The organism is Aeromonas sp. sia0103 (genome assembly GCF_963895295.1).
Lineage (GTDB): Bacteria > Pseudomonadota > Gammaproteobacteria > Enterobacterales > Aeromonadaceae > Aeromonas > Aeromonas encheleia.
On the sequence record NZ_CAWQKG010000011.1, the window covers coordinates 418,137 to 436,615 of the forward strand.

20 protein-coding genes, 1 other RNA gene and 2 pseudogenes are annotated in these 18,479 nt (G+C 62.7%); 10 read left to right on the forward strand and 13 right to left on the reverse strand.

Translation table 11 applies throughout. The features are described from left to right. The first annotated feature begins 73 nt into the window (after positions 1-73). Complete coding sequence (locus AACW18_RS04665; RefSeq protein WP_218387954.1) at positions 74-2,347, forward strand: M9 family metallopeptidase; 2,274 nt, start codon at positions 74-76, stop codon at positions 2,345-2,347. 30 nt (positions 2,348-2,377) lie between these two features. Here AACW18_RS04665 and AACW18_RS04670 read toward each other — a convergent pair whose 3' ends face one another. Next, entirely contained in the window at positions 2,378-3,196 is an 819-nt protein-coding gene (locus AACW18_RS04670; protein WP_218290038.1) for an AraC family transcriptional regulator, read from the reverse strand. A gap of 190 nt (positions 3,197-3,386) precedes the next feature. Here AACW18_RS04670 and AACW18_RS21475 point away from each other — a divergent pair. After that, a pseudogene (locus AACW18_RS21475) lies at positions 3,387-3,488 on the forward strand (IS5/IS1182 family transposase); the annotation flags it as partial. Between the two features lie 297 nt (positions 3,489-3,785). Continuing rightward, entirely contained in the window at positions 3,786-4,103 is a 318-nt protein-coding gene (locus AACW18_RS04675; RefSeq protein WP_218387955.1) for a hypothetical protein, read from the forward strand. On the opposite strand, the pseudogene AACW18_RS21480 reads toward AACW18_RS04675, so the two are convergent. Then, positions 4,077-4,205 (reverse strand): annotated as a pseudogene (locus AACW18_RS21480) (integrase); the annotation flags it as partial. The gene AACW18_RS04675 and the pseudogene AACW18_RS21480 overlap by 27 nt on opposite strands. A gap of 4 nt (positions 4,206-4,209) precedes the next feature. Here AACW18_RS21480 and AACW18_RS04680 point away from each other — a divergent pair. Then, positions 4,210-4,644, forward strand: a complete 435-nt coding sequence (locus tag AACW18_RS04680; protein ID WP_256351758.1) for a hypothetical protein — start codon at positions 4,210-4,212, stop codon at positions 4,642-4,644. Positions 4,645-4,959: 315 nt separating this feature from the next. On the opposite strand, the gene AACW18_RS04685 is transcribed toward AACW18_RS04680, so the two are convergent. The 3 genes from AACW18_RS04685 to smpB form a co-directional block, all read right to left on the reverse strand. Continuing rightward, a complete protein-coding gene (locus AACW18_RS04685) occupies positions 4,960-5,100 on the reverse strand; it encodes a hypothetical protein (protein WP_218388375.1) in 141 nt (46 codons plus the stop codon). Between the two features lie 164 nt (positions 5,101-5,264). Beyond that, positions 5,265-5,624: a transfer-messenger RNA gene (gene ssrA / locus AACW18_RS04690) on the reverse strand. Positions 5,625-5,746: 122 nt separating this feature from the next. After that, positions 5,747-6,235 carry an SsrA-binding protein SmpB gene (gene smpB / locus AACW18_RS04695; RefSeq protein WP_042652537.1) on the reverse strand — a complete coding sequence of 163 codons (489 nt, stop codon included), beginning with the start codon at positions 6,233-6,235 and terminating at the stop codon, positions 5,747-5,749. Between the two features lie 339 nt (positions 6,236-6,574). Here smpB and AACW18_RS04700 point away from each other — a divergent pair, with 339 nt between their 5' ends. Together AACW18_RS04700 and AACW18_RS04705 are read left to right on the forward strand one after the other, a co-directional pair. Then, positions 6,575-7,009: an SRPBCC family protein gene (locus AACW18_RS04700; RefSeq protein ID WP_218328820.1), complete on the forward strand. Its 435-nt coding sequence runs from the start codon at positions 6,575-6,577 to the stop codon at positions 7,007-7,009. After that, positions 7,002-7,361: an RnfH family protein gene (locus AACW18_RS04705; RefSeq protein ID WP_042652535.1), complete on the forward strand. Its 360-nt coding sequence runs from the start codon at positions 7,002-7,004 to the stop codon at positions 7,359-7,361. The genes AACW18_RS04700 and AACW18_RS04705 overlap by 8 nt, the downstream gene beginning before the upstream one ends. 88 nt (positions 7,362-7,449) lie before the next feature. Here the strand turns inward: AACW18_RS04705 and AACW18_RS04710 are convergent, their stop codons facing one another. The 3 genes from AACW18_RS04710 to yiaY all read right to left on the reverse strand — a co-directional run bounded on the left by AACW18_RS04710 (position 7,450) and on the right by yiaY (position 9,769). Then, complete coding sequence (locus AACW18_RS04710) at positions 7,450-8,085, reverse strand: NAD(P)H-binding protein (protein ID WP_218387956.1); 636 nt, start codon at positions 8,083-8,085, stop codon at positions 7,450-7,452. A 58-nt stretch (positions 8,086-8,143) separates the two neighbouring features. After that, positions 8,144-8,482, reverse strand: coding sequence for an outer membrane protein assembly factor BamE (locus AACW18_RS04715; protein ID WP_005325779.1), 339 nt, complete (start codon positions 8,480-8,482; stop codon positions 8,144-8,146). Between the two features lie 135 nt (positions 8,483-8,617). Further along, entirely contained in the window at positions 8,618-9,769 is a 1,152-nt protein-coding gene (gene yiaY, locus AACW18_RS04720) for an L-threonine dehydrogenase (protein ID WP_218387957.1), read from the reverse strand. Between the two features lie 392 nt (positions 9,770-10,161). On the opposite strand from yiaY, the gene udp reads away from it, so the two are divergent. Beyond that, positions 10,162-10,917, forward strand: coding sequence for a uridine phosphorylase (gene udp / locus AACW18_RS04725; RefSeq protein ID WP_042651303.1), 756 nt, complete (start codon positions 10,162-10,164; stop codon positions 10,915-10,917). Positions 10,918-11,034: 117 nt separating this feature from the next. Here the strand turns inward: udp and AACW18_RS04730 are convergent, their stop codons facing one another. After that, positions 11,035-11,733 carry an RluA family pseudouridine synthase gene (locus tag AACW18_RS04730; RefSeq protein ID WP_218387958.1) on the reverse strand — a complete coding sequence of 233 codons (699 nt, stop codon included), beginning with the start codon at positions 11,731-11,733 and terminating at the stop codon, positions 11,035-11,037. Positions 11,734-11,939: 206 nt separating this feature from the next. Between AACW18_RS04730 and rihA the strand changes: the two genes are divergently transcribed. Continuing rightward, positions 11,940-12,875: a pyrimidine-specific ribonucleoside hydrolase RihA gene (gene rihA, locus AACW18_RS04735; RefSeq protein WP_218387959.1), complete on the forward strand. Its 936-nt coding sequence runs from the start codon at positions 11,940-11,942 to the stop codon at positions 12,873-12,875. A gap of 29 nt (positions 12,876-12,904) precedes the next feature. Beyond that, on the forward strand, positions 12,905-13,375 hold the full coding sequence (locus AACW18_RS04740) for a hypothetical protein (RefSeq protein ID WP_042651306.1): 471 nt from the start codon (positions 12,905-12,907) through the stop codon (positions 13,373-13,375). A 95-nt stretch (positions 13,376-13,470) separates the two neighbouring features. Here the strand turns inward: AACW18_RS04740 and AACW18_RS04745 are convergent, their stop codons facing one another. Then, a complete protein-coding gene (locus AACW18_RS04745; RefSeq protein WP_218387960.1) occupies positions 13,471-13,767 on the reverse strand; it encodes a winged helix-turn-helix domain-containing protein in 297 nt (98 codons plus the stop codon). 88 nt (positions 13,768-13,855) lie between these two features. Next, positions 13,856-14,386 (reverse strand): DUF1523 family protein, encoded by a 531-nt coding sequence (locus AACW18_RS04750; protein ID WP_218387961.1) that lies wholly within the window; start codon positions 14,384-14,386, stop codon positions 13,856-13,858. Positions 14,387-14,804: 418 nt separating this feature from the next. On the opposite strand from AACW18_RS04750, the gene AACW18_RS04755 reads away from it, so the two are divergent. Then, positions 14,805-15,437, forward strand: coding sequence for a LysE family translocator (locus AACW18_RS04755; RefSeq protein ID WP_218290053.1), 633 nt, complete (start codon positions 14,805-14,807; stop codon positions 15,435-15,437). A gap of 74 nt (positions 15,438-15,511) precedes the next feature. Here the strand turns inward: AACW18_RS04755 and AACW18_RS04760 are convergent, their stop codons facing one another. Then, positions 15,512-16,615, reverse strand: coding sequence for a beta-N-acetylglucosaminidase domain-containing protein (locus tag AACW18_RS04760; protein WP_042651310.1), 1,104 nt, complete (start codon positions 16,613-16,615; stop codon positions 15,512-15,514). Between the two features lie 54 nt (positions 16,616-16,669). Continuing rightward, the gene (locus AACW18_RS04765; RefSeq protein ID WP_218387962.1) at positions 16,670-18,397 is read right to left on the reverse strand and encodes a potassium/proton antiporter; all 1,728 of its coding nucleotides are present in this window, start codon (positions 18,395-18,397) and stop codon (positions 16,670-16,672) included. Positions 18,398-18,479: the final 82 nt, after the last annotated feature.

Below are 18,479 nucleotides of genomic sequence, written 5' to 3' on the forward strand. Positions count from 1 at the left end.
CGGACCGGCGCAGGGAGGCGCCAGCGGCGTGACTACACCGGCACGGGCATCTACCCCAACCATGGAGAGTCCTATGCTTGCACTAAAACCCCTGGCGTGTCTGTTGTTGGCTGGCTGGGCCACCGCCCTGGCCGCCGCCGAGGCCCCCGTCTCCCTGCCCTCGCCCGCCATGGTGCCGGCAGATCTGGCCGGCGCCGAGCACGGCCAGTCCCTCACTACCCTGCCAGCGCCGCGGCTGCACCGCCTGCTGCCGCCGCCCGCCGCCCTCGAGCTGGCGCAAGATCCCCACGTCCGGCGCGATCGAGAGCCCGACTGGCGCGCCCAGGCCCAGACCCAGGTCCAGGCCCAGAGCCTGCTGGCCGAGGGGGGCGATTGTCGCGATCCGGCCGGCTTCCTCGACAAATCCGGTGCTGCGCTGGCCGACTACCTGGAGGGTCTGCCCGAGGTGTCGTGTACCTATGGCCTCTTCTCTCTCACGGCGGACGACGGCGCCCGCATCTATGACACCGCCAACCTGCTGGCGGTGGCCGGACGGTTGCAGGCGCGCGCCGCCGACTATCAGGGCAGCGGCCGTGGCCTCGCCAATCTGGTGCTCTATCTGCGCGCCGGCTATTACAACGCCATCGCCCGCGATCTCTACCCGGAGCCACCGCTCACGGTGCGCGACGCGATCCGGGTCGGCCTCGATCGGCTGCTGGACAACCCGGCCCTGTTCATCCCCAATCCGGACGCGGGCAGCACGATCGGGGAGAGCTTCACCCTGATGACCAATCTCCATGATGAGGCCTATTACCTGCCGCGCCTCAAGCCCCTCATCGCCCGCTTCACCAATCGAGACGGACAGCCGGATGCTGCCGATGCCCTCAAGCGCTGGGAGGTGGGGTCGGGTTACACCGGCCTGCTGACCGTCCTGTTCATGTCCCACTACCGCGATGAGGGGCGGGCCCTGGCCGAGCGAGACGGCAGCTACGCCGAGGCCCTGTTCGCCTTCGTGCAGGGCAACCAGGCCGCCCTGCTTGGCACCAGCTACGCCTACCAGCTCACCGACAGCCTGAACGAGGCCCTGCGCTACATGCAGTATCCGGCCCACTTCGCCGCATCGCGGGCCAGGATCGAGCAGATCCTGGCAAAGAGCAGTCTGGATGGTCCCGGCGCCGATCTCTGGCTCGCGGCCGCCAGTGCCGTGAAATACTATGACAATGCCCATTGCGCCGAGTACGGCACCTGTGACTTCGAGCAGCGGCTGGCCGACGTCGTGCTGCCGATCCGCCACGAGTGCGGGTCGACACTGCGCATCCGAGCCCAGGATATGACAGAGCAGCAACTGACCGAGAGCTGCACAGCCTTGGCCAACGAGGAGCAATACTTCCACCGCATGCTGAAGACCCAGAACCGGCCACTGCCGGGCGACGTCAACGACGCGCTGGAGGTGGTGGTGTTCGACGACTACGCCAACTACAGCCGCTACGCTGGCCTCATCTACGGCATCGCCACCGACAACGGCGGCATGTATCTGGAAGGTGATCCCGACCAACCCGGCAACCAGGCACGTTTCATCGCCCACGAGGCCTCCTGGCTGCGCCCCCTGTTCTCGGTGTGGAATCTGGAGCACGAGTATGTGCACTATCTGGATGGCCGTTTCAACATGGCCGGCGACTTCGCCCGTGCCATCAGCCAGCCCACCGTCTGGTGGATAGAAGGTCTGGCCGAGTATCTGTCCCTTGGCAACGACAACGCCAAGGCGATCGAGGCGGCCCAGGCCGGCACCTATCCCCTGTCGACCATCTTTGGCAACACCTATGACATGAACGACTATGGGACCCGCGCCTACCGCTGGGGCTATATGGCGGTGCGCTACATGTTCGAACACCACAGGGACAGGGTGGACGATACCGTGACCAGATTTCGCGCCGACGACTATGACGGCTACTGGTCGACCATGCAGGATCTGACCCATGACGACGACTTCGCCGCCTGGGTGCAGACGGCCACCACGGCCGGCCAGCCGCCCGAGCCGGACTGCGGCTATCCCGACGATCAGCTCATCGACGCGACCTGTGCCCGCACCGGTATCGCTTCGGACGACATCCGCTACTTCTACGTCTTCGTGCCCCAGGGGACGACACTGCTGACGGTGCAGACCCGAGGTGGCAGTGGCGATGCCAACCTCTATGTCATGCACCGGGGCTGGCCGAACCGGGACAGCTACGATCAGGGCTCGGCCAATGGCGGCAACGACGAGACAGTCACCATCCAGGCACCCGAGGGCGGCGCCTACTACCACATAGCGGTGGACGCCGCTGCACCCTACCGGGATCTGAGCCTCAGTGTGGGGTTGGCTCAATAGGTGGGTACGACGCGCCGCACCGGCGGCGCGTCAATTCCCCCGGCGCAGCAACTGCCGGTACTGGCGTGGAGACAGGCCTGTCAGGGCACGAAACTGCCGCGACAGGGCGCTCTGATCGCAAAAACCGCACCGCAATGCGATGTCAGCGATGGCTATATCGCTGCCCTTTAGCCAATTGATCGCGATGTCGATGCGAGTCTTGGTGATGAACTGGCCGGCGGAGAGCTGGAAGATTCGCTTCATGCGCCGCTCAAACTGGGCGACTGATACTCCGGCCCGTCGTGCCAGCGATTCAATGCGCAAGGGGGCGGGATAATGGGTCAGGATGTGATCGACCGCCTCGACGAAGCGAGCGTCGATGAATCCGGCCCGGCTCGGCTCGTGCAGATCGCGTGACATGCATACCAGGCCTATGATGGCGCCACCGGCGTCGCGCAGCGGCTCCTTGTTGGTCAGGCACCAGCCGGGGCTGCGGTCGTTAAACAGGGTCAGATCGAGATTGTCCACTACGGGCTCACCGGTGTCGAACAGACGCAGGTCCTGGGCCTGGTAGCGCACGGCCATGTGGGGCGGGAAAATCTCGTGGGCCGTCTTGCCGATGGCGTCATGCCGGCTCGCCAGGCCACAGCGCTCAGTACAGGACTCGCTGATGCTCACATAGCGGCCAGCCCTGTCCTTGATGGAGAAGACAATGTCCGGGGCCCGATCGAACAGGGTCTCGAGGCACCGCGCGTCGGGCAGCGCCCGAAAAAACTGCTGCCGCCAGGTATCCAGATCGGCGCGCAGATGCCCCGGGCTGGGTTTTTTGGGGGGCAGCCGTGCCGCGAGGGCGCTGGGAGTCTCTCTCATCGTCCATATCCTTGTTTGTGTGCCCATACGAATCTCTCCAGCCAGTGTAGCAACCTCCGGTATGGGCTGCCCCGCCCTGTGCCATATCCGGATTGCACACTCAGTTGCCACCGTCGTCCGGCATTGTCAGGTTGTTTAGAGCCGCTAACAAAACCGAGTTGATTCGAATGATGCCAACCCCAACATAGGCGGCATGACATGCTGGCGACGCCTTCATGAAGCCTTGCTGACCGAGTTACACCAAGCGGCTCACATCGACTGGAGTAGAGCAAGCATTGATGGAACAAGCGTCAAACAAAGATGAAAGACTGAAAAGAGGTTGAGAGGGTAGACAGTGGGTAGAGAGTAAATAATTACTGTCTACCTCTCTGTATTCCTTATACAGCAAGGCTTTGAGAGCCTTAGGTAGGCAAGGTAGAGAGACTTTTCAAAAAGTCCTACGCATGGGGGAATCAGATAAAAGGGTGCCGCACTGGGTGCCTCTTGGTGTCTGCTGGCTGGTGCTTGGGATTCGCTGGTTTCGTCATGACTCTTGGCTGGCCTACCAAGGGTACTCACAGGCGGAGTACCCATTTCGCCGTTTAGGTGATTGAGTATCGATGTGGTGCCGGCGCTCATGGTGGCCTCGCAGCTCATGGGCCAGGGAGTGATCATCACCGTTCACCACCATGTGCCGCAGCATCAGCAAGGCATAGGCCTGCTCCTGCTGCGCCCCGGCGTTTTCCAGGTGAGCGGCCACGATGTTGTTCTGAATGGCCATCATCAGCGAGTCAGCAGCAAGGGGGATCTGGATCCCAAGGTGGGTAACCAATGGTTTGTAAAGTTCCTTGCCTCCACAAGCCCACAAGAACAGGTGAACATACCCCAAGAATCGGACTATTTGAAAAGTCAGAAGGATACTGCCTAGCGAGCGCAAGCTGTGGGCCACAAGTCGCTCGCCGTAGCCCAGTCGCTTAAGGGCAGCATTCGCGCTCTAGTCGTTGATATGACCGAGCGGATCACGGTATCCGACCGTGCCCTGGCAGTTCGATACCGCCCTGGCCGATGTGGCCATCCCCCGCGCCATCATCACGACGCTGGGCAGTGACTTCCAACCGGGGCAGGCAGCCAACGGGATATGGGTCAGCGGTGGCCATCAGGGCATCAGTGCGCGGGTGCTGCGGCAGGGTACGGCGGGCGAGCGGCAGGCGCCGACCATCACCCACCCGCTGGTGTGCGATGTGTTGGCGGCCCGAGCCCAGGGCGTAGTAGCCCTGGCCAAGACCCTGCCGAGGCGCACCCAGACCATCGAGCTGCCACTGTCGGCAGATACGGGTCTCATCCTGCCGGGGGCGCTGCTCGCGGTGGATGGCTGGAAGGGCTACAACCGGGGCGTCAGGGTCTCTGCTGCGCTGCAGAACAGGGCCATGACGGTGCGCCAGCAACTGAGCGTGGAGCGTTTTGTATGAACCTGTTTAAGCGATTCATGGAGCTGGTGCCCAGCGCCGACCCACTGCTGGTCGGTACCGTCACGGCGACGTCCGGTACTAGCACCACGTTGGAGGCGTTGGGTGGTGGAGTGGTGGTGCGAGGGGGAGGGGTGGCCATTGGCCAGAAGGCTTTTACCAGGTCGGGGCCATCGTGGGGCCTGCACCGGACTTACCCACCTATGAAAGCGAGGGTTAAGTCTCTGTTAAACCTCTATCAAACTCGGTGATTTTGAATCCGCCAAGTTTGATAAATGTGGCCAGAGCTCTGTTTGTCATTTTACCCGGAAGGGTTTTTCATTTTTCGCGGCGGGCTACAGAACCATTGGGCTTGATGACGAGCTCCAGGCCCGCCCCGTCGCAGAGGGTGTATTCCTTCTCCTTGGGCTTAGCTGCTTTGATCTCGGTTGGGGACAAGGGGCGGGTGATACGAGGCATAGGCATACGCTCCGGAAGGCATACAAAACGATATGCCTAACGATATGCCTAAAAGGGCTGGATGGCAACGCACCCCATTGGACAGCATAAGACAACAAAAAACCCGCAAAGCCTTATGCTATGCGGGTTTCTTGGACTTCATTGGTCACTGTTGGACCGGTATTTGGTGGAGCTGGGGGGATTTGAACCCCCGTCCAAAATTACTACATCCTCGGTACTACATGCTTAGTCACTCTTTACATTCGCCAACACGCTGCGGAGAGACACGCCACGCATTGACTAGCTCGATTGGTTTTAATGCTTCCGCCCCGAGCAGGACTTCCACACGATCCTGTGAAGGATGACCTTCCGATTCCCTAGGACACAGGCAAGCTAGGGTAGAAGGGCTCAGCGCAGGTTATTAAGCTGCGAGTGCGTAGTTTTCGTCGTTTGCGACTATTTTTTTGCGGTTTGTTAACGAGGCCTACCGCACCTCGGCATGCACCTTGGGTTTCGTGAATCTTGTCGAATCCAGAATCAGCCCCAAGTTGTCAAAAGCGATTGTACGCAAAAATCCTGTCATGGCAAGGCGTTGATGGCAATCGACCGGCCTTGGCCGGTCGATTGCTGGTTTATTGGGCGCCGCGCGGGCGAGCGCGACTCGCCATCAGCCGCGGTTCTTGTTCTTCATGATGCGGGCTTTTTCTCTATCCCATTCGCGGGCCTTGGTGTCTTCCCGCTTGTCGTGTTCTTTCTTGCCCTTCACCAGGCCGATCTCGACCTTGACCCAGCACTCTTTCCAGTACAGCGCCAGCGGCACTATGGTGTAGCCCTGGCGGGCGGTCAGGCTCTCCAGCTTGTCGAGTTCACGACGGCTCAGCAGCAGTTTGCGGGTGCGGGTCGGGTCACACACCACGTGGCTGGAGGCGGCATTCAGCGGCAGGAAGGTGGAGCCGAACAGGAAGGCCTCGCCCTGCAGGAAGATGACATAGGCTTCGCTGATGTTGGCCTTGCCCGCCCGCAGGGACTTGACTTCCCACCCTTGCAGGGACAGACCGGCTTCCACACGCTCTTCGATGAAGTACTCGTGGCGGGCGCCTCTGTTGAGTGCAATGGTGCTGGACCCGGCTTTGTTTTTACTGTTCTTTTTGCTCATGACGGGGGCCTTCGGCAATGTTGATGAAGGCGCATTATACGTGGGTGGCGGCGGCTGTAAAACGCGCAACCGCTCGAGTGGTGGCTTTGTGAGCAGTTATGGAACGATTTTGGCTGGCAGGGTGATGGGAACCCGGGTAATCGTGGCTGCAAAGCACACTATGGCTCAGGTGATGGCGCCCTGAGCCGCTGCGGAATAATGCTGGCTGGCGAGGTGATTTGAAGGTGGGGGAGCGGTTGCACAACACACAATTGCGCGAGTGACGACTTTGTGAACGGTTTCGGCGGTGATTTTGGCTGACAAGGTGATAAAATCGGTCCGATTGGATGAGGAAAGCCCATGCCCCGTATTACTCGCAGTGCCCTGGTGATGTTCAGTGCCGAACAAATGTTCCGGCTGGTCAACGATGTTCACGCTTACCCCGAGTTCCTGCCCGGTTGTGTCGGCAGCCGCGTCCACGAGACCGGCGAGGACTACATGACGGCCTCGGTCGATGTGGCCAAGGCGGGCATTGCCAAGACCTTTACCACCCGCAATCTGCTCGATACCAACCGCGCCATCAAGATGGAGCTGGTGGAGGGGCCCTTCAAGACGCTGGCGGGCTGGTGGACCTTCACCCCGCTGGATGTGGATGCCTGCAAGGTGGAGTTCGATCTCGACTTCGAATTCACCTCCAAGCTGATCGAGCTGGCCTTTGGCCAGATCTTCCGCGATCTGGTGGGCTCCATGGTGCTCGCCTTCTCCAACCGCGCCAAGGTGGTCTACGGTGTCTGATCTGCTCAATATCGAAGTCGCCTACGCCCTGCCCGAGCGGCAAACCGTGCTGCGCATCCGGGTCGCCCCCGGCACCAGCGTGCTGGCCGCCATCGAGCAGTCCGGCATAGTGCAGAAGCACCCGGAGATCGATCTCGCGGTCAACAAGTTCGGCATCTACAGCCGTCCGGTCAAGGGCACCGAGCCGGTGCAGGATGGCGATCGCGTCGAGATCTACCGCCCGCTCATCGCCGATCCTAAGGAGATGCGCAAGAAGCGGGCCGAGAAGGCCAAGGAAGAGGGGCGAGCCGATGTGGTCACCGGCGGGCGGCCCGACGTCCACCGCAAGCGGGACGATGGCGAATCGACCTGATGCGGGGAAGACCGAGCAATGAAAAGAGGCGCCATGGCGCCTCTTTGCTATTGGATGTTTTACCACAGGGGCTGCACTGGCCTGGGCCTTACAGGGTTAGCAGTCGCTCGTTCTGCACTATCTCTACCCCCTGCGCCTGATAGGCCAGCACCGTCATGGCGTGGGCCACCTGACTCGCCTCTATGGCCCGCCAGCGCTTGAGGGGTCCCCGCAACAGCGGCCTGATCAACGGATAGATGGCCTGAATGACTTGCTCTGACTTGCGCGGCGGTTGGCGATGGCCAAGCAACATGGCGGGGCGCACCAGCACGAGCCGTTGCCACTCTTGCGCCAGCAAGGCCTGCTCCATTTGCCCCTTGGTACGGGGATAGAGGGCGGGGGAGCGGGCACTGGCCCCCAGGCTGGAGACGACCAGCAGGCGGCGGCAACCGTGGCGACGGGCGAGGGCGGCGAAGGTCAGCACATAGTCGTGGTCGACCCGGCGAAACGCCTCGTCGGAGCCGGCCTCCTTGCGGGTGGTGCCGAGGCAGCAGAAGGCGAGATCGATGGGGGCAGGCAGCTCGAGTCTGTCGAGCCGCTCGAAGTCCACTGGCAGCCAGTGGCGGCCGGGGGCCGCTTCTCCCGCCTTGCGACAGAGCAGGGTCAGCTGATGCTCTGGGCCGAGCTGGCGGACCAACGCCTGCCCAATCAGGCCGGTTGCCCCCGCGATCAGGATCTGGCTCATGCTTGCCTCCTCATGACGCAGATAGAACAAAACCGGCCTTGGCCGGTTTTGTGGGATATCAGAGCGGGGTGGTAAAGGCTGCGGGCAGCGGGAAGTCTCCCGTGGCGGTTGCCAGCCTGTCCCCCACGAAGTTCAGGGTCAGCTCCTTGCGTTCCTTGTCACCACGCCCCGGTTGGAACTCATAGAGATAGTACCAGGTGTTGGGGTCAAAGCCGTCGCGCAGCATGGGAGAACCCAGCACGAACTCGACCTGCTCGCGGGTCATGCCCTGGCGCAGTTTATCGACCTGTTTTTGTTCCACGTAGTTGCCCTGGGGAATATCGATGCGATAGACCAGGCTGCAACCGGACAGGGTGAGGGCGGTCAGGGCCGCGGCAATCAGGTGTTTCATCCGCATATCGGGTTCAGATCATCCATACAGTCTTTTTAGCTTGGCAAATCATACCCACTCCCTCTGCGGAAGTAAAAAGCCATTGATCCATCAGCCAATAAAAAGGGCCGCACGGCGGCCCTTGGCAGAGATGGCGCGGGTTTACATGGCGGCGCGGAAGATGGCGACTATCTCGTCGTGGCTCGCCTGCTGCGGGTTGGTGAAGCCGCAGGCATCCTTCAGGGCGTTGCTGGCCAGCAGGTCGAAGTCGTCGGCCTTCACCCCGAGCTGCTCCAGGCCGGCCGGGATCTTCACGTCGCGGGCCAGCTGCTGGATGGCGTTGATCGCGGCGGCGGCGCCCTGCTCGTCGTTCATGGCGCTCACATCCACCCCCATGTGGCGGGCGACGTCCTTGAGGCGAGCGGCACTCACCTGGGCGTTGTAGCGCTGTACATGGGGCAGCAGCACGGCATTGCAGACGCCGTGGGGCAGGTCATAGAAGCCGCCGAGCTGGTGCGCCATGGCGTGCACGTAGCCGAGGCTGGCGTTGTTGAACGCCATGCCGGCCAGGAACTGGGCATAGGCCATCTGCTCGCGGGCAGGCAGATCGTCGCCCTGATTGACGGCGGTGCGCAGGTGGCGGGCGATGAGCTGGATCGCCATGATGGCGCTGGCATCGGTGACCGGGGTGGCGGCGGTGGAGACATAGGCCTCGATGGCGTGGGTCAGCGCATCCATGCCGGTGGCGGAGGTGAGCCCGGCCGGCTTGGCCAGCATCAGCTCGGGATCGTTGACCGACATCAGCGGGGTGACGTGCTTGTCGACGATGGCCATCTTCACGTGGCGGCTCTCGTCGGTGATGATGCAAAAACGCGTCATCTCGGAGGCGGTGCCGGCGGTGGTGTTGATGGCGATGAGCGGCAGCTGCGGCTTGGCGGAGCGATCCACCCCTTCATAGTCCCGAATGCTGCCGCCGTTGGCGGCCACCAGGGCGATACCCTTGGCACAGTCGTGGGGCGAGCCCCCCCCTAAGGAGATGACGCAGTCGCAGCCATTGGCCTTGAGCATGGCGAGGCCAGCCTCCACGTTGGCCATGGTGGGGTTGGGCCTGGTCTCGTCGAACACCTGGCTCTCGATGCCATGCTCTGCCAGCAGGGCGGCCACCCGGGCGACCACGCCGATCTGATTGAGGACATGATCGGTGACGATCAGCGCCTTGCGATGGCCATAGCCCTGGATATCGGCTGCCGCTTCTTGCAGGCAGCCCGCTCCCATCAGGTTGACCGCGGGAATGTAGAATTTGAATGTCGCCATGGTGGACTCCGATAATTAGCCATTAAGTGGTATTCGGGTGCCAAAATAGCAGCGTCGGGGGAGATGAACAGGGGTCAATAGTATCTGTTTTATAACTTTGTGGACTCGCTCGCGCTCTGGTCGAATCGTGGCGGCGAGGGCTTGACAAGGGGCGGCAGCGGGCGGAGAGCAGAAAAACGTTTTTCAGGAAATTCATCAAGTTAGCAAACGTTTTGCGCTGAATTTGTCACTGTCAATGCATGGAAGTGTGAGTTGCTTCAAGGAATTGGAAAGCGCTTTCGACCATAGTTGGCGCCTTCCCCAATGGAGGGAAACAGGCTCGAAAGTACCATTAAAGAATCATCTTAACTGCACTCTGCCACCCGCTGGTGGGGCGCAACCAGGAGTCCACTATGTCTGATGTTTTCCACTTGGGTTTGAAGAAAGCTGATCTGCAAGGCGCCACCCTGGCGATCGTTCCCGGTGACCCCGAGCGCGTCAAGCGCATCGCAGAACTGTTGGACAACCCGGTGCACCTGGCCAGCCATCGTGAATTCACCACCTGGCGCGGCGAGATGGACGGCAAGGCCGTGATCATTTGCTCCACCGGGATCGGCGGCCCGTCCACCTCCATCGCGGTGGAAGAGCTGGCCCAGCTGGGTATCCGCACCTTCCTGCGCATCGGCACCACTGGCGCCATCCAGCCGCACCTGAACGTGGGCGACGTGATCGTCACCACCGGTTCAGTGCGCCTCGACGGTGCCAGCCTGCACTTCGCACCCATGGAATTCCCGGCCGTGGCCGACTTCGACTGCACCACGGCGCTGGTCAACACCGCCAAGGAGCTGGGCTCCACGCTGCACATCGGGGTGACTGCCTCTTCCGATACCTTCTACCCGGGTCAGGAGCGTTACGATACCGTATCCGGTCGTGTAGTGAGCCGTTTCCAGGGTTCCATGAAAGAGTGGCAAGCCATGGGCGTGCTGAACTACGAGATGGAGTCCGCTACCCTGCTGACCATGTGCTCCAGCCAGGGCCTGCGCGCCGGCATGGTGGCCGGTGTCATCGTGAACCGTACCCAGCAGGAAATCCCGAACGCCGAAACCATGGCAAGAACCGAATCTGATGCCATCAAGATCGTGCTGGGCGCCGCCCGCAAGCTGATCTGATAGCACCACCACGAGTGGGGGGTGGGGGCCGTTGCGAAAGCGCGGCCCCTATCTTTATCCGTCGTTTGCCGACCGGAGCCCCTTTCCTTCCTGCTTCTCTCTTCCCTCACGCCGCCATCAGAACGGGCTGGTGCAACTCGCCGCCATCGGCTCACCGCTCACCGGATGCACGAAGTCCAGCGCACTCGCATGCAGCATCAGCCGCGGCGTGTTCTCCGTGCCCGCCAGCAGCAGGCCGCCGTAGAGATCGCAACCCAGAATGGGGTGGCCCAGCAGCTGGCAGTGGATGCGCAGCTGATGGGTGCGGCCGGTCTCGGGGGTCAGCACGACCCGGGTCAGCGGCAGGGAAACGCCATCTTCGTTCTGGCGAACCAGGCGCTCCACCACCCGGTAGCGGGAGCGGGCCGGCTTGCCCTGAACGGCGCAGATCTTCATCCGCGGGAACAGGGCCGGATCCTTGGCGATGGGGGCGTCGATCAGCCCCTCGTCATCGGCCAGGTGGCCGCACAGCAGGGCGCCGTAGCTCTTGGTCACGGCGCGCTGGCTGAACTGATGGGCGATCGCGGCGTTGATGGCCTTGTCCCTGGCCACCACCATCAGCCCCGAGGTGCCAAAGTCGAGGCGATGCACCAGGGTGCAACCGGGGAAATCCTGCACCAGCCGATAGTGCACCGAGTCGAGGTTCTGTGGATTCTTGCCGGAGAGGCTGAGCAGGCCGCTCGGCTTGTCGATCAGCAGCAGATGGGCATCCTGATGGAGGATGTTGATCTCGGTCGCACAGGGCGGGGCGATAAAGGTATCGACGATGACAGACATAGGGGCACGGCAGGCTGGAAACGGGGGGCGATCATACCCGAACCGGCGGTGGGCGGCGAATCCCCGTGTGCCGGCGGCGCCCATCCCGCGAAGTTCGATGGCAAGTGCTTGATAACGTGGGCATAGGCCGTTTTGTGACTCCCTCCAGAGTTAATCTGGTGGTGGCTTGCTAAGGTGTGGATCTTTTTTTGTCGTAGGAGTCCGTCATGTCACTGCCCGTCATTCTCGATTGCGATCCCGGCCACGATGATGCCATCGCCCTCATCCTGGCGCTGGCCAGCCCCGAGCTGAGGGTGCTGGCGGTGACCACCAGCGCGGGCAATCAGACGCCGGACAAGACCCTCAACAATGCCCTGCGCATCCTCACCCTGCTCGGGCGCCACGACATTCCGGTGGCGGCGGGGGCGCCGCGACCCCTGGCCCGGGAGCTCATCATCGCCGACAACGTGCACGGGGAGTCGGGGCTCGATGGCCCCAGACTGCCGGAGCCGGGCTTTGCCCCCCAATCCATGACGGCGCTTGAGCTGATGGCGCAGACGCTGCGCCACAGCCCGGAGCCGGTCACTCTGGTGCCGACTGGCCCGCTCACCAACATCGCCCTGCTGCTGGCGGCGCATCCCGAGCTGCACCACAAGATAGGCCGCATCGTGCTGATGGGGGGCTCGGCTGGGGCTGGCAACTGGACCCCGGCGGCGGAGTTCAACATCTATGTGGATCCCGAGGCGGCCGACATGGTGTTCAAGTCCGGCATCCCTCTCACCCTGTGCGGGCTGGACGTGACCCACGAGGCGCAGGTGATGGACGCGGACATAGAGCGGGTGCGCGCCATCCCCAACCCGGTGGCCCGCTGTGTGGCGGAGCTGCTCGATTTCTTCATGATCTATCATCGGGATCCCAAGTGGGGATTTCGCGGGGCACCGCTGCATGATCCCTGTACCATCGCCTGGTTGCTGGCGCCCGAGCTGTTCCATGGGATAGATTGCTGGGTCGGCATCGAGACTCAGGGGGTGCATACTGTGGGAATGACGGTGGTGGATCGCCATGGCCTGACCGGCCATGCCGCCAACACCCATGTCTTGCTGGGGCTGGATCGGGTCGGCTTCATCGACCTGCTGGTGCAGCGTCTGCAGGTATTTCATTGAGATCAGGGCGAATGGATAAGGGGCAGGGGATGTGGAAGACGACGCTGGCACTGCTGGTCGGTGCACAACTGACGGCCTGTGCCACGCCATTTGAGACGATGTGGCAGGGGCTGGCGACCTGCGATCTGGACAACCTCTCTTTCGACGCTGAACGGGGGGAGGGCTCTTCGCCGCAGCTCAATGCCTTCAAGCCTTACAAGACGACCGATGGCTTCGCCTGGTACAAGACCCACCAGGAGCTGCATGGCCTGCCGATCCACGGCTTCCTCATCCCGACCTCGACCTTCGAGGTGCACGCCCTGTTTGTTGACACCCCCATCGCCAACGCCAGGCGGCTGACCCATAACGCCTATGGCAGCGAGTTTGCCGATGAGCGCAAGCACGATCTGGGGGAGGCTCCCCTGCTGCTGCGGGATCCGAACAATCCCAAGCGCTCCATCATCGACTGCACCCAGGGGGAGTCGGAGGAGCCGCTGCCGGAGGAGCCCTTCCCGGAATAGGGACAGGCGGCATGATGCCGATGAGGAAACCACAGCAGAGAGGGGAGCCATGGCTCCCCTCTCTTGTTATGTGTGGCTGGTGCTGACAGCCACCATCAGGGGTAGCCCAGGGTCTGCTTGATGGTATCGAGCTGCGCCGCTATCCAGGCCGGGTTGATGGGGCCCCAGTCGCCGATCCGATAGTGGCCCTGCAGGTGGCGTGCCCCCTCGGTCTGCTCGAAGGCGCAGTGGATGCCCAGCTCCGCCAGGGCCGCCAGGGTATCCTGGGCGGTACGCCGCGGCATGCCGGTGGCCGCCATGATGGCGGGGATGCTGTCGGTGCCTTGGCTTATCAGGTGGGCAACATAGAGCCGCCGATAGAAGCTGGTCCGGGTCTTGCTCGGCTCTGTCATTGTCTATCCCCGAGATTTTCCTGGCTGACCGGACAAGCCGCCATATGCCATCGCTGCAGGCAGCTGGCGCCGTTTTTGCCTGAGTCGATCATATCTCGTCCTCGAGACGGTCGAAGTAACGCCAGGTGGCGATGGCGGCCTTGCCTATCACCAGGGCCCAGACGCCGAACCAGAACCAGCGGAAGAAGCTCCAGGTGGAGGCGTCAGGTTGGGTGCTCTCGATCTTGGTAACGTTGGGGAACAGGGAGAACATGTTCACGCGCCAGCCGTAGGAGGTGATCATGGCCAGGCGCTTCTCGAATTCCATGGACTTGGCCTTGGCCTGCACGTCGGCGGCATCGAACTTGAAGTAGAAGGGCCAGCCCCAGAGGGTATCCTCGTTGCGGAACACCCGGATCTTCTCGCCGGGGCGCTCGGTATAGATGTAGTAGACATCTACTGTGGGGCCATCCGCCGGATTCTTCTGGCTGATGGGGCCATCCTTGTCGGTGCGCTTCACCTCGACCCCGGTGATGGTGGCGATGGTGTGTTCCGGCAGATAGAAGTCGAGCCAGAGAGCGGAGAGCAGGGCGACGAGGCCCAGCGCGATAAAAGCGGGTTTCTTGAACTTCAGGCTCATGGGATTCTCTACGTGAGGGGGAATGACGTGCCTCTACCATACCCACATTTGCGGATGCAGCCCAGTCCCTAATGACCCCATTCATTCAAAATGTCGTTTAAAACTGACAGCTTCCGGGCCCCCCGAGGAGGCGCCCCGCGGGCCCGGTGGGCGCGGGCTCAGCCCATCGAGGGTCGGCGGCGGCATCGACGTGGGCCTCTTTGCGCTGAGTCATGTGACAGCATCTGGCTGGCAGTCTGGTGTTGGTCGCCGTGCTACCCCCTTGGTAGTGAGTGGGCGGGGATGATGGCCGCCTCGGTCCGCAACCTGGGGTGGCTCCGCGCCCTCGATGGCCGAAATCGGCCGGCTGACGGGTTTTTGCTTGTGTGCAAGGGGGGCGGTAGGCAAGATTGAAGCCTTGTTACCATGGAGGTGTAGTGTGTCCCACTGGATTGATCCCGCTATTCTGGCGCTGTTTATTCCCACGTTCTTCTTTGTCTCTGTGACCCCCGGCATGTGTATGACCCTGGCGATGACCCTCGGCATGAGCCTGGGGGTGCGCCGCACCCTGCACATGATGTGGGGGGAGCTCATCGGGGTCGGGTTGGTCTCGGTGCTGTCGGTGATCGGGGTGGCCGCTGTCATGCTCAACTACCCGGCGTTGTTCTCGGCGTTCAAGTACGTGGGCGGGGCCTATCTGGTCTGGCTCGGCATCCAGATGTGGCAGGCGAAGGGCAAGATGGCCATCCCGGCGGACTTGTCGGCCGGCCAGGAGACCAAGCCGCTTGGCCTGGCGCTGCAGGGCTTCGTCACCGCCATCGCCAACCCCAAGGGCTGGGCCTTCATGGTCTCCCTGCTGCCGCCATTCATCAATGCGGCCAAGCCGATGGCGCCCCAGATCAGCGCCCTGGTGATGCTGATCCTCGTCATCGAGTTCTCCTGTCTGCTGCTCTATGCCAGCGGGGGCCGCACCCTGCGCCACTTCCTCGCCAAGAGCGGTAACGTCACCCTGATGAACCGCATCGCCGGCTCCCTGATGCTGGGGGTTGGGGTATGGCTGGCGCTGGGCTGAGTGTAGCGCAATGAAAAATGCCACCCGTCTCTGACCAAGAGGGATGGCATTTTTTATGGGCGTCTGGCGGCGCCTCAGTCGGTCAGGCAGTCCGGATCGAACACGTATTCCCCCGCCAGCCAGCGCAGGATCTCGTCGACGCAGCCCTGATCCTGGAACGGCAGGTAGCGGGCCTGGAGATAGTCGTGCTGCGCCGGGGTGAGCTGGGCCAGCCCTATGTCCTGGAACAGCGACAGATCGGCCTGGATCATGGCGGAGATCTGCGGGCCGCAGGTGGCATTGAGGGAGGCGTGCAGCGCCTTGTCCGGATCGTACTGCTTGCCGAGCCGGTAGCTCATGGGCAGGGTGGCGAGCGGCAGCACCGAGAGCGCCGCCTGTTTCATGGGATTGACCGCGTGGCCCGCCACCAGATCGGCCAGCTCCGCCGGGCGGTTCTCGAAGGCGCGCAGGTGCAGGAAGCTGCTGGCCTTGCTGCCATCGTTGACCGGGTAGTTGTCCCACAGGAAGGGCTTGCGGTGCAGCCAGTCGGCGGCCTGCTTGAGGTGGGGCGCAGGGTAGTCGCTGGAGCAGACCTTGGGGCCGGTCCAGAAGATGTCAAAACGCTTGTCCAGCCCCTGGCCCAGATCGGTCAGATAATGGGGCGGCATGGCGCCGAACACCTTCTCCAGCACCGGATCCGTCGAGTAGTAGCTGGGGCAGAACAGCAGGCGGCTGGCTTTACTGTGGGCCGCGATGTCGTGGGCTATGGTGAGCTGCCAGTGGGCGAGATCCGGGGTGTCCCCCTTCATGTCGTCGAACAGCACCGCCAGTATGTCGGGCTGCAGCGCCTCGTCGATGAGGCGGACCTTCTCCAGCAGCGCCGCACGCTTGCGCGGGTAGTCGTGATGGGCGCCCATGGGGCTCAGGCCCACCCCGAAGGCGAGGCCGTTGTCACGGCACTGCTGGGCCAGGCGGCGCAGATCCTCGAGCTGGTGCGCAGGCCAGGGCTGGGCCCAGTGCTTGCGCAGATGGCCATCTTCTTTCGGCGCATAGATGTAGAAGCCATAGCCGTGGCGAGGCAGCCACTGAGCATAGCGGGCGCGGGCTTCCCAACTCCAGCCCTTGCCGAAGAAGCCCTCGATCAGCCCCAGTCGGGGCGAGGGGGGATAGAGACCAGACAACAGGCTTTGATAAGGCATAGTGAACTCCCTTCGCGCTGAGCACTTTTTGCTAACAATGGTCAGACTGCTGTCTTAAACCGGATCTTCTTCCAAAAAGCGTACCCCTATCTTGCGAGGCTCACCCTCTTCCATCTCCGCCACCGTCCAGAGCAGACCCTGCCAAGCGAAATGGTCACCTACTACCAGATTATCGCCCAACTGCCCGGCGATAAAATCGCCGAGTGTCTGATCCGCCACCTCGCTCACATCCAGCCCGTAGAGCGGGGCGAGATCCACCAGTCTGGCGGCCGCCTCCAGCAGGAAGTCGCCGAAGAAGCGCGGGCCCAGATCCTGCTCGGGGGCCTGGCTGAACAGCTGGCCGAGGGCGGGCAGATCCCGCTCGTGACCGATGACGCAGAGGATATCATCCGGTTGCAGGCGGGTACTGCCCGAGGGGTGCAACAGCTCCTGGCCCCGGAACAGGGCGCAGATGCGGGTCCCCTGGGGCATGCGCAGCTCGCGTAGCGGCGAGCCGATGCACCACTTCTCGGCGCTGAGGCGATAGATGAAGGTCTCCCACTGGCTGTCGAGATCGATCTCCAGCCCGGAGCGGTTGATGGGGGAGGGCGGTGCCGGCACCTCGACCCGTGCCAGCCTGGAGGCCAGCGGCAGCGAGCTGCCCTGCAGGATGAGGGAGACCAGCACCACGAAGAAGGCGACATTGAAGTAGAGCTGGGCGTTGGGCAGCCCCGCCATCATGGGGAAGACCGCCAGTATGATGGGCACGGCGCCACGCAGCCCCACCCAGGAGATGAACCAGCGCTCGCGGGGGGCGAAGTTCTTGAACGGCAGCAGGCCAATCCAGACCGACACCGGGCGGGCGAACAGGATCATCCAGCCGGCCAGCACCAGCGCCGGCAGGGCGATGGGCAGCAGGTTGCTCGGATTGACGAGCAGACCCAGCACCAGGAACATGCCGATCTGGCTGAGCCAGGTCAGCCCATCCAGCACCGACAGTGTGGTGCTGCGGCTGCGCAGGGAGAGGTTGCCGAGCAGCAGGCCGGTGAGGTAGATGGAGAGGATGCCGCTGCCCCCCACGGCCGTGGTGATGGCGAAGATGAGCAGGCCACCGCTGACGGTGAGCAGGGGATAGAGGCCGGGAGCCAGCCTGGCGCTGTTGATGAGGCGCCACAGCAGCCAGCCGCCGCCGAGGCCGATGCCGGCTCCGAGCCCGAACTGCTTGACCAGCTGCAGCAGCAGGAAGGCCCAGTCCAGCCCCTGATGCTGGGTGGCGAGGATCTCGATCAGGGTGACGGTGAGAAACACCGCCATGGGATCGTTGCTGCCTGACTCTATCTCCAGGGTGGCGCTGACCCGCTCGTTCAGGCTGCGCCCGCCGAGCAGGGAGAACACCGCCGCCGCATCGGTGGAGCCGACGATGGCGCCGATCAGCATGCCCTGCATCAGGTTGAGATCGAACAGCCAGGCGGCGGCGAGACCGGTCAGGCCCGTGGTGATGGCCACCCCGACGGTGGCGAGCGACAGGGCGGGCCAGAGCGCGACCCGAAAGGAGGAGACCCGGGTGCGCATGCCGCCGTCGAGCAGGATGATGGCGAGCGCCAGGTTGCCCACCAGGTAGGCGACCGAGTAGTCGGCGAAATGGATGCCGCCGGGGCCATCCTCACCGGCCAGCATGCCGACGGCGAGGAAGATGACCAGGATGGGGATGCCGACACGAGAGGAGAGCGCGCTTAACAGGACACTGCATCCCACCAACAAGGCACCGATAAGAAAGAAACTGTTGATGGTGGTGGCATCCAATGGCGAACTCCTTTTATAGCAGAATGCAAAACAGGCACATTATATGCAGTTTGGGTCGCCTTGTGTGGCTTAATTGTGCATC